Source organism: Microbacterium sp. ER1, from assembly GCF_023383675.1.
Lineage (GTDB): Bacteria > Actinomycetota > Actinomycetes > Actinomycetales > Microbacteriaceae > Microbacterium.
This window is the reverse complement of sequence record NZ_QCXO01000123.1, coordinates 62,942-71,678: the sequence shown is the minus strand read 5'-3', so window position 1 is coordinate 71,678 and position 8,737 is coordinate 62,942. Positions and strand designations below refer to the sequence as shown.

Sequence of the window (8,737 nt, the reverse complement as noted above, 5' to 3'; positions counted from 1 at the left end):
CCACCCCCATCCCCCTACCCCCGGGCACAACTTCGGAGATGTTCGGCGACACGCCGTCGCCTGGCCTCCCGCCTCGGCGTGTCTCCTTCGATCTCCGAAGCTGCGCACGGGTCGTGACTCCTGCACGGATCGCGAATGGGGAGGATCGTCCACAGACGGCGGGCTACCGAGTCGTGGCGCGGCCAGTGAGGGCGAGGCGGCGCGAATGATGGCGGGATGTGCACGGGGCCAGAGACGCAGGTGTGGCCGTATGCCGCGCTCCGCGCCCGGTACGGACGACGGCAGATCGAGCGTCAGGTGCGCGGTGGCGCCCTCATCCGGGTCCGGCGCGGGGTCTACGCGACGTCCTCCGCGTGCGGGGAGGTCGTGACCGCCGCCGCTCACGGCGGGGTCCTCGGCTGCGAGTCCGCGGCGCGGCACCTCGGGATCTGGGTTCTGGACGAGCCGGCTCTGCACGTCTGGATGCACCACGACCGCCATCAGTATCCCCACGAGGACTGCGACTGCGTGACGCATTGGGATGCGGCGACATCGGGCAGTGCCTTCGAGCAGCCGGGGGTGCCCCTCGTCCTCCGGCAGATCTACGGCTGCCGCGGGGCGGAGGCGTTCTTCGTCGCTCTGGAGTCCGCCCGGCGGCTCGGACTCATCGATGCGGTCGGGCTGCGCCGTCTCGGTGACCGGCTCGGGCCCGAGGGGCGCGACCTCATCGCCTTCTCGCGGGCCGATGCCGACAGCGGCCTGGAATCCTTGGTGCGAATGAGGATCCGACGCTACGGGTGGCGCGTGCGGACGCAGGTCAGCGTGGTCGGGACGGGCCGGGTGGACCTCCTCATCGATGACTGGCTCATCATCGAGACGGACGGACGGGCCAACCACGAGGAGAGCTCGCTCCGGCACCGCGATCTGGTCCGCGACGCCACTGCCGCCGGCTGGGGCCACGCCACGCTCCGCTTCGACTACGCGATGGTCCTCCACGATTGGCCCCTCGTCGAGCGCGCCATCGTCGAGACCATGCGCCGCCGCCCCTGATCCCGCCTGTAGCGGGCACAGCTTCGGAGATCGTCGACGACACGCCGGTGTCGGGGCGCGGCCCACGGCGTGTCGTCCGGCATCTCCGAAGTCGTGCCCGGGGACCCGGAGGACTCAGTCGCGCGGGGAGAGGAGGTAGGCGTTGAGGTCGTCCGTGAGGGCGGCGTCCACGGCGACCGGCGTGCCGTCGATCGCGGTGATGGCGGTCGCGAGACGGACGCTCGACACGAGCCATGCGGCGTCGGCCCGCGTCAGATCGGCGGCGGGGATGCGGTCGTACCCGACCTCGAAGCCGCGCGCGAGGAGGTGGTCGTAGACGCTGAGCTGCGTGGTGCCATGCAGGATCCCGCCGTTCGGGGCCGGGGTCGTGAAGCGGTCGCCGAAGCGCAGGATGAGGGAGGCCGTCGGAGCCTCCAGCACGAAGCCGTCGCTCGACAGGAAGATCGCGTCGTCGGCTCCGCGGCGCTTGGCCTCGCGCAGGGCCGCCATGTTCACGGCGTAGGACAGCGTCTTGGCGCCGAGCAGCAGCCAGGGCGCCCGTTCTGCCGCGCCGAGGTCGTATCCGCGGTCGAGGGTGACGACCTTGACGCCGTTCCGCCGTACCGCCGCGAAGTCCGCCGCCGGAGCCGCCGTGACCCAGGCGGTCGGCGTCGGCCCGTGCTCGACGCCGCGACTGAGGATCAGCTTGATGACCGACTCCCCCGCCCCGAGCTGTGCGGCGGCCTGCTGGATCGCCCGCCGCCACTGCTCCTGGTTCGGCACCGGGAGGTCGCAGAGTCGCGCCGAATGCGCAAGGCGTTCCAGATGCGGGACGACCTCCTGCGCATGTCCGTCGACGACCCCGATGGACTCGAACACGCCGTCGCCCCGTTGCGTGCTCAGCTCGCCGACACTGAGGGCGGGGGCCGCGGCGTCCACCTGCGTGAACGTGTCGGCGTAGTCGGCACGCTGCTCGTCGGCGGCGACGGGATCGATCATGAGGGCGAAGCGACGGGTCATGTCACCGAGCCTAGGCCGCCGGGAATACCCACCGCGTCCTCGCGTTACACTGGAGTGGCCGGGCCGCATAACCCCGGGCTCCAATTTTCGCCGCTGCGAGCGGCCTTCCGCCGAGAGGCGTTCTTGCGGCCCGGTCTTTCTCTGTCCGGACGCCGGCCCGCCCGCTCGGACTCAGGCCAGGGCGCCGGTGCGCCACAGGGCCGCCGACGCCGCGAGGTCCTGGGCATAGCTGCTCAGCCGCAGCGCCCGCGTGGTGAGCTCGCTCGCCCGGGCGGGCTCCGTGGGCTCGTAGTCGTCGGCGGTGTGCGTCGCCCCCGAGGCCTGGACGCGGCAGAACGCCGCGGCGCGCTCCAGCGCCACGGCGAAGTCGCCGCGGAAGGCGCCGCGCAGGATCGTGTCGATGAGCGCGACGAGCTCGTCCGGGCTGGCCGGCACGGGCGCCCCGGCGACCACGGCGTCGGCCGACGGCAGCTCGACCCGTCCCCGGTCGTAGAGCAGGGCCGCGGTGCGGGGATCGCCGTGGATCGCGAGCTGGAGCACGTACAGCCGCCACAGCGACCCGGGAAGGGTGCGCGACGGCGCCTTCGACCACAGCTCCGCGATCTCGTCGATGCCGTGCTCGCTCGTGAAGGCGATCAGCCGCTCGACGCTCGCCCCGCTCTCGTCCTCACGGACGCGGGTCAGCAGCGCGGAGGCGGTGGCGTGTGCGACACGCGTCTCCTCGGCGGGATCATGGGCGCCGACGATGTTGTCGAAGGCGCTCGTCGGACGACGCACGGGGCGGTGGTGCTGCTCGGGCATCCCTCCAGGGTACGCCCCGCCTCCGACGCTCAGGCCGTCGGGATGACGATCACCGGGTCGGTCGTGGGGAGCCCGGACGGCGATCCGCCCTCCTGCTCGACCGTCACCGCGATGGCGTCGCCCGCCTGCATCTCGCCCTCGAGGAGCGCGGTGGCCTCTCCGTCGTCGACGTCGAACACACCCGCGGCGATGGGATCCTCCCCGCGCACGAACCACAGCTCATAGGTCTTGCCGTCCGCTACCTCGGGCAGTCCGTCCGTGACGAGCACGGCCTTGCCGACCGAGCCCGACCAGTGCGCCGTCGCCGTCGCGCCGTCGTCGAGCTCGACCGTCGCCGTCTGCGCGTCGCCCGCGGATTCGATCTCCTGCAGCGCGACGACACTCGCCGGGCGGTTCAGCTGGTCGTTCAGAGCGACCGCACCGATCCCGACGCCCACGAGGAGCGCGAGGCATGCGGCGAGCGCGAAAGCGAGCCGGGTCCAGCGGCGAGCCGGAGCGGGAGCGGCGGCACCGGAGGCAGGGCTCTCGTCCGCGGGTCCGTCGGGCTCGCCCGAGTCGGACGAGGATTCCGCGGCGCCGCCCTGCGGAGTCTGGGCGATCTGCGCGAGCAGAGCCGCACGGATGCCGGCGGGCGGAGCGACCGGGGCCACGCCGTCGGCGAGGAGAGCGGCCGTCTGGGCGTCGGTGTCGTCCTGCGCCGCCCACTCCGGGTGCTCGGCGAGGGCACGCCGGTACCGGCGCTCGTCGTCCGCCGAGAGCGCGTGGAGCGCGGCACCTGCCGCGAGTTCCGCGAAGTCCTTCTCGTTCATGCCGTCACCCCCATCGCCGTGCGGAGCCGGGTCAGCCCGTCTCTCATCCGTGTCTTGATCGTGCCCAGCGGTGCTCCCACGAGCGCCGCGATCTCGTTCTGACTGTAACCGCCGTAGTAGGCGAGGACGAGCGCCTCCCGCTGCGCCTCCGGAAGCCCCGCCAGCGCCGCGACGACCCGCTCTCCCTCGATCCCCAGCTCCACCCGTTCCGCCACGCTGTCGTGCGCGACGCCGAGGTCCTTGAAGCCCGCGCGTACGTCCCGGTCCGCACTCGACTGCGAAGCCCGCACCCGATCCACGGCCCGGCGATGCGCGATGGTCATCACCCAGGTTCGTCCCTGTCCCTTGTTCGGAGCGAACCGGGAAGCGGATTGCCAGATCTCGAGGAACACCTCCTGCAGCACTTCCTCGCTCTGCGCGCGGTTCACGAGGACGCGCAGGATGAGGCCGAACACACGGGAGGAGAGGGAGTCGTACAGCGTGGCGAAGGCAGCCTGATCACCGGAGGCGACGCGGACGAGGAGGTCGGCGACAGCATCCTGCGGCGCCGTCCCGTCCTCGGGGACGTCCATCCCATCGATGACCATCTCCATAAGCATGCCGTATCTCCTCCCTCTTCCCGTGCAGACGTCACCCGAATGTGAACGAATACACCTCGACGCCGGTGGGGACCTCGAGCGTGAACGTGCCCTTCTCGATGTCGTCCTGCTCGAGCAGGCCGTAGGAGCGTGGCGTCCCGTCGATCCGGATCGTCTGCGCGTTCCCGTCGGCGTCGGTGACCACCACCTCGCCCGACCCCGCGACGACCATGCGCACCTCGGCCGCGCGATACTGCAGCCGGATCCGCGCGTCCTCAGCGGTCGGCGTGACGTACTGCGTGTCCACGGTCCAGTCGCCGTCCAGGGCGAAGCTGTCGTCGGGCTGGTCATCGGGGAAGCGGAAGCTGCCGTCGCCGCGGCGGTACTCGTCGCCGCCGCCGTAGTTGACGTCCTTGGAGGAGCCGAGGAAGGTCTCCCGGGTCGTGGCTCCCACCTCAGGGGTCTCGTCCTTCACGTCCGTGGCGGCGGGCAGCTCGACGTCGGGGTCGGCGTCCTGCAGCAGCTCCCGGATCATCGCCTCGGTGGCGGCGTAGTTGCCCTCGCCGAAGGAGATGTGGCGGACGGTCCCCTCCGCGTCGATGAGGTAGTGCGCGGGCCAGTACCGGTTGCGGTAGTTGGTCCAGGTGGAGAGGGTGTTGTCGAGAGCGACCGGGTACTCGATGCCGAAGTCGCGCGCGCCCGCCGCGACGTTCCCCGGATCCTTCTCGAACGCATACTCGGGCGAGTGGATGCCGATCACCTGCAGCCCCGCGTCCCGGTAGGCCTCGTCCCAGGCCACGACGTGCGGGATGGAGCGCTGGCAGTTGATGCAGGAGTACGCCCAGAAGTCGATGAGGACCACCTGTCCGCGCAGGTCTTTCAGGTCGATCGCCTCCCCGTCCGGGGTGTTGAGCCACTGCTGGATCCCCTTGATGGAGGGCGCCGTCCCGCAGGACTCCAGCTCGGTCGCGCCGTTCGTGCACTTGTCGAGGTCCTTGTTCTCCTCGTTCACCAGGCCGCCGAGGTCGAGGGCGTCCTGCACCTGCTCGGAGTCGGCGATCTGCTCCTGCAGCGGCGCGGTGTAGTCCGGGAGCAGACGCTGCAGCGCCTGCGGCACGTTGAAGACGAGTCCCACGGCGAGGGCGATCATCGCCACGCCGGCGGCGATCCGCAGCGCGCGCTCCTTCGTCCGGAAGGCCCGGATGCGCTCGATGACGCTGCGACCCGCGAGTGCGAAGACCAGCAGCGGCACCGCGACGCCGATCGCGAAGGAGACGGTGAGGAGCACGGTGCCCACGCCGATCTGCCCCGTGGAGCCGGCGACGATGATGGCCGCGAGGACCGGGCCCGCGCACGGGACGAACACGGCCCCGAGAGCGAGGCCGACGCCGAAGCCGTTGCCGCGGTTCTTCACCTCGCGCTGTCCGAAGCGCTGGAACGGCCGCTCCAGGATGTGCTGGAACCGCGGCACGATGAGCCCCACCCCGATGACGACCAGCACCGCGATGCCGACCCAGCGGATGATGTCCTGCGGCAGGTTCAGCAAGCCCAGCAGGAGCGACCCGGCGAGCGTCACGAGCGTGAAGCTCAGCACGAGGCCGGCGATGACGAAGTACGGGCGGCTGCGCTTGGCCGGCACCGCCTCCCCCTCGAAGGACGCCGACTGGGCACCGCCGGTGAGGAAGATCACCGGGAGCACGGGCAGGATGCACGGCGAGATGCCGGTGATGAGCCCGCCGAGCAGGCCGATGATGATCAGGTCCATGAGGTCCTCGTCTCTGTCGGGTGCTGTTCGCGCCGACCCCCCGCAGCGGATTGGATCGGATCCGATTTCGGAGAATTTCGAAATTCCTCCCATCCGATCCGAAGAGGCTTCCGAACAGCCCTCGACGCCACGGAGAGGCCGTGGCCGGAGTTTCGAAGGAGCTCGACATGTTCAGCACCAAGAAGAAGGTCACCGCAGCAGTCACCCTGGGTCTGGCGAGCGCATTCCTGCTCTCGGCATGTTCCATGGGCAGCGGAACGAGCACGGAGGAGTCGTCGGAGCCGACGACGCCGGAGACGTCGGAGTCGACGCCGATGGAGATGGACCCCGCGGCGAACCTCGTCGGCCCGGGCTGCGCAGCGTACGCGGAAGAGGTCCCGGACGGCGCCGGTTCCATCCAGGGCATGTCCCAGGACCCGGTGGCGGTCGCCGCCTCGAACAACCCCATGCTGACGACGCTCGTGTCGGCGGTGAGCGGTGAGCTGAACCCCGACGTGAACCTCGTCGACACGCTCAACGGCGACGAGTTCACCGTGTTCGCCCCGGTCGACGACGCCTTCGCGAAGATCGACCCCGCGACCATCGAGACGCTGAAGACCGACAGCGATCTGCTGACCTCGATCCTCACGTACCACGTGGTCCCCGGCCAGATCGAGCCGTCCGACATCGAGGGCATGCACACCACCGTCCAGGGCGCCGACCTCGAGGTGACCGGCAGCGGTGACGAGTGGATGGTCAACGACGCCAACGTCATCTGCGGCGGCGTGCAGACCGCGAACGCGACCGTGTACCTCATCGACACGGTCCTGATGCCCCCGGCTGAGTAAGCCAGGGACGGTGCCGGCGACCCGACCGGCACACGGCCTCCCCTGTTGTCAGGAGGGACACGGGGCAGGTGAAGGGGCCGTCGGCGGCTGTGGCGCCGACGGCCCCTCGTCGTGCGCCCCCTAGACTGGGAGCACGGGCCTCTAGCTCAGTTGGCAGAGCATCGGACTTTTAATCCGCGGGTCGTGGGTTCGAGCCCCACGGGGCCCACCGCATCCTCAGTCGTCGCCGCCGACGTTCCCGGCGAGCAGGTCGTCGCGGATCCCCGCGACGCCGTCCGGCAGCGTCTCGCCGTGCATCACGAAGTCCGGCGCCTCCGGGCTTCCCCCGATGCCGCAGACGGCGACGTTGTCCTGACCGTCGATCGTCTCCGGGACGGCCACGAACCACACCGCCGACTCCTCCAGCCACTCCGTGGTCGCCATGTCGGCGAAGAACGTCGCATCCGGCGAGATCGAGCGGATCTTCTCGGTGCAGAGCGACACGAGCTGCCCCTTCGCGAAGGTGCCGGCGGCCGGGGGCGAAGACGTCTCCGTGGGCGTCGGGGCCGTGGTCGGGGCGGGCGAGGACGACGGCGTCGCCGAGGCGCTGGACGTCGCGGTCGGCGTCGGTTCCGGAGCGGGTGTGCAGCCCGCGAGCACGACCAGCACCGGCAGGAGGAGGAGAGCAGGACGGAGGCGCATGTCTGGATCGTATCGAGTCGACCGCGCCGCCCCGCGCCGACGCGGCTGTCCTGTATCACCGTCGCCGACGACTGGCCACCCCCTGGCGAGGTCTGATGCGGTGGGAGAGGGTCGAGGAGTCCCCGGAACAGGGCGACTTCCCACCGAAAGGACGGACCATGACTCTCACCGGAAACCGCGTGGCATTCCTGGCGACGGACGGCTTCGAGGACAGCGAGCTCACGAGCCCCTGGGAGGCGGTGACGACGGAGGGCGCGAGCGCCACGCTCATCGCCCCGGACGGAGCGGCGATCACCGGCAAGAACGGTCACGAACAGGCCGTCGACCTGAAGGCCGCGGACGCCAGCGCCGACCAGTTCGACGCACTCGTGCTGCCGGGCGGCGTGGTGAACGCCGACCACCTCCGCATGGATCAGGCCTCCATCGACCTGGCCCGCGCGTTCTTCGAGCAGCACAAGCCCGTGGGCGTGATCTGCCACGGCGCCTGGATCCTCATCGAGGCCGGTGTCGTCGACGGGCGGACCATCACGAGCTACCCGAGCCTGAAGACCGACCTCCGCAACGCCGGCGCGAGCTGGGTGGACGAGGAGGTCGTGGTCGACGAGGGTCTCGTGTCGAGCCGCACCCCCGATGACCTCCCGGCATTCAACGCCAAGCTCGTCGAGGAGATCGGCGAGGGCAAGCACGCAGGGCAGACCGCCTGACCCTCAGCTGACCCGCGCCCGATGGCGCCGCACGGCCGCCCGGTTCGCGCACCTCACGGAGCAGAACCGCTGGCGGCCGTTGCGCGTCACGTCCGCGACGACGTTGGTGCACGGCGGCGCGTCACAGCGCCCGAGTCGGTTCATCCCCCTGGTCACGAGGTGCAGCGCCGTGCCGAGGTTGATGATCGCGCGCAGCACGAAGGGCAGCGAGCGCACGTCGTCCCGGTAGTGCAGGTGCCAGCCCTCGTCATCGTGATTGGTGAGCCGCGGATAGGCACCCGCGGTGGCGAGCTGATCGTTGAGCAGGGCGGCCCGCGCATCGAGGTCCGGCTCATCCACGATGGCCAGCCAGTCGTCGATCACGGCGCGCACCTGCGCGTGGTCGTCGGGGGCCGGCGGAAACGTCTGCGTCATCCCGAGCGCGAGCGACCGCTCCTCGATGCCCGCGCGATCGACCGGCCAGTCGTTCGCGAGGGAGGCGGCGAGGAGCACCGCATACTCACCGTAAGGGTTGAGATGCATAAGACCATTACATCACGCTGGT

Annotated in this window: 10 protein-coding genes and 1 tRNA gene; 4 read left to right on the top strand and 7 right to left on the bottom strand. The window is 70.6% G+C overall.

What is annotated here, in order from left to right; all coding sequences use genetic code 11:
- The first annotated feature begins 216 nt into the window (after positions 1-216).
- Entirely contained in the window at positions 217-1,029 is an 813-nt protein-coding gene (locus BV453_RS03625) for a DUF559 domain-containing protein (protein ID WP_249520904.1), read from the top strand.
- 114 nt (positions 1,030-1,143) lie between these two features.
- Here the strand turns inward: BV453_RS03625 and BV453_RS03620 are convergent, their stop codons facing one another.
- The 5 genes from BV453_RS03620 to BV453_RS03600 all read right to left on the bottom strand — a co-directional run bounded on the left by BV453_RS03620 (position 1,144) and on the right by BV453_RS03600 (position 5,981).
- Positions 1,144-2,028 (bottom strand): aminodeoxychorismate lyase, encoded by an 885-nt coding sequence (locus BV453_RS03620; RefSeq protein ID WP_249520903.1) that lies wholly within the window; start codon positions 2,026-2,028, stop codon positions 1,144-1,146.
- Positions 2,029-2,199: 171 nt separating this feature from the next.
- Positions 2,200-2,829 (bottom strand): hypothetical protein, encoded by a 630-nt coding sequence (locus BV453_RS03615; protein WP_060923078.1) that lies wholly within the window; start codon positions 2,827-2,829, stop codon positions 2,200-2,202.
- Between the two features lie 29 nt (positions 2,830-2,858).
- Positions 2,859-3,638, bottom strand: coding sequence for an anti-sigma factor domain-containing protein (locus tag BV453_RS03610; RefSeq protein WP_126893378.1), 780 nt, complete (start codon positions 3,636-3,638; stop codon positions 2,859-2,861).
- Complete coding sequence (gene sigK / locus BV453_RS03605) at positions 3,635-4,237, bottom strand: ECF RNA polymerase sigma factor SigK (RefSeq protein WP_249520902.1); 603 nt, start codon at positions 4,235-4,237, stop codon at positions 3,635-3,637. Before sigK ends, BV453_RS03610 begins: the two co-directional genes overlap by 4 nt.
- Positions 4,238-4,268: 31 nt before the next feature.
- Positions 4,269-5,981 (bottom strand): cytochrome c biogenesis protein DipZ, encoded by a 1,713-nt coding sequence (locus BV453_RS03600; protein WP_249520901.1) that lies wholly within the window; start codon positions 5,979-5,981, stop codon positions 4,269-4,271.
- Between the two features lie 167 nt (positions 5,982-6,148).
- Here BV453_RS03600 and BV453_RS03595 point away from each other — a divergent pair, with 167 nt between their 5' ends.
- Together BV453_RS03595 and BV453_RS03590 are read left to right on the top strand one after the other, a co-directional pair.
- Positions 6,149-6,808: a fasciclin domain-containing protein gene (locus BV453_RS03595; protein WP_025104285.1), complete on the top strand. Its 660-nt coding sequence runs from the start codon at positions 6,149-6,151 to the stop codon at positions 6,806-6,808.
- 135 nt (positions 6,809-6,943) lie between these two features.
- Positions 6,944-7,016: transfer RNA gene (locus BV453_RS03590), tRNA-Lys, on the top strand.
- Positions 7,017-7,024: 8 nt separating this feature from the next.
- Here BV453_RS03590 and BV453_RS03585 read toward each other — a convergent pair.
- Positions 7,025-7,489 (bottom strand): hypothetical protein, encoded by a 465-nt coding sequence (locus tag BV453_RS03585; RefSeq protein ID WP_029989569.1) that lies wholly within the window; start codon positions 7,487-7,489, stop codon positions 7,025-7,027.
- 158 nt (positions 7,490-7,647) lie between these two features.
- Between BV453_RS03585 and BV453_RS03580 the strand changes: the two genes are divergently transcribed.
- Positions 7,648-8,193, top strand: coding sequence for a type 1 glutamine amidotransferase domain-containing protein (locus tag BV453_RS03580; protein ID WP_025104283.1), 546 nt, complete (start codon positions 7,648-7,650; stop codon positions 8,191-8,193).
- Positions 8,194-8,196: 3 nt separating this feature from the next.
- Here BV453_RS03580 and BV453_RS03575 read toward each other — a convergent pair whose 3' ends face one another.
- Positions 8,197-8,715: a CGNR zinc finger domain-containing protein gene (locus tag BV453_RS03575; RefSeq protein ID WP_249520900.1), complete on the bottom strand. Its 519-nt coding sequence runs from the start codon at positions 8,713-8,715 to the stop codon at positions 8,197-8,199.
- Between the last annotated feature and the right edge of the window lie 22 nt (positions 8,716-8,737).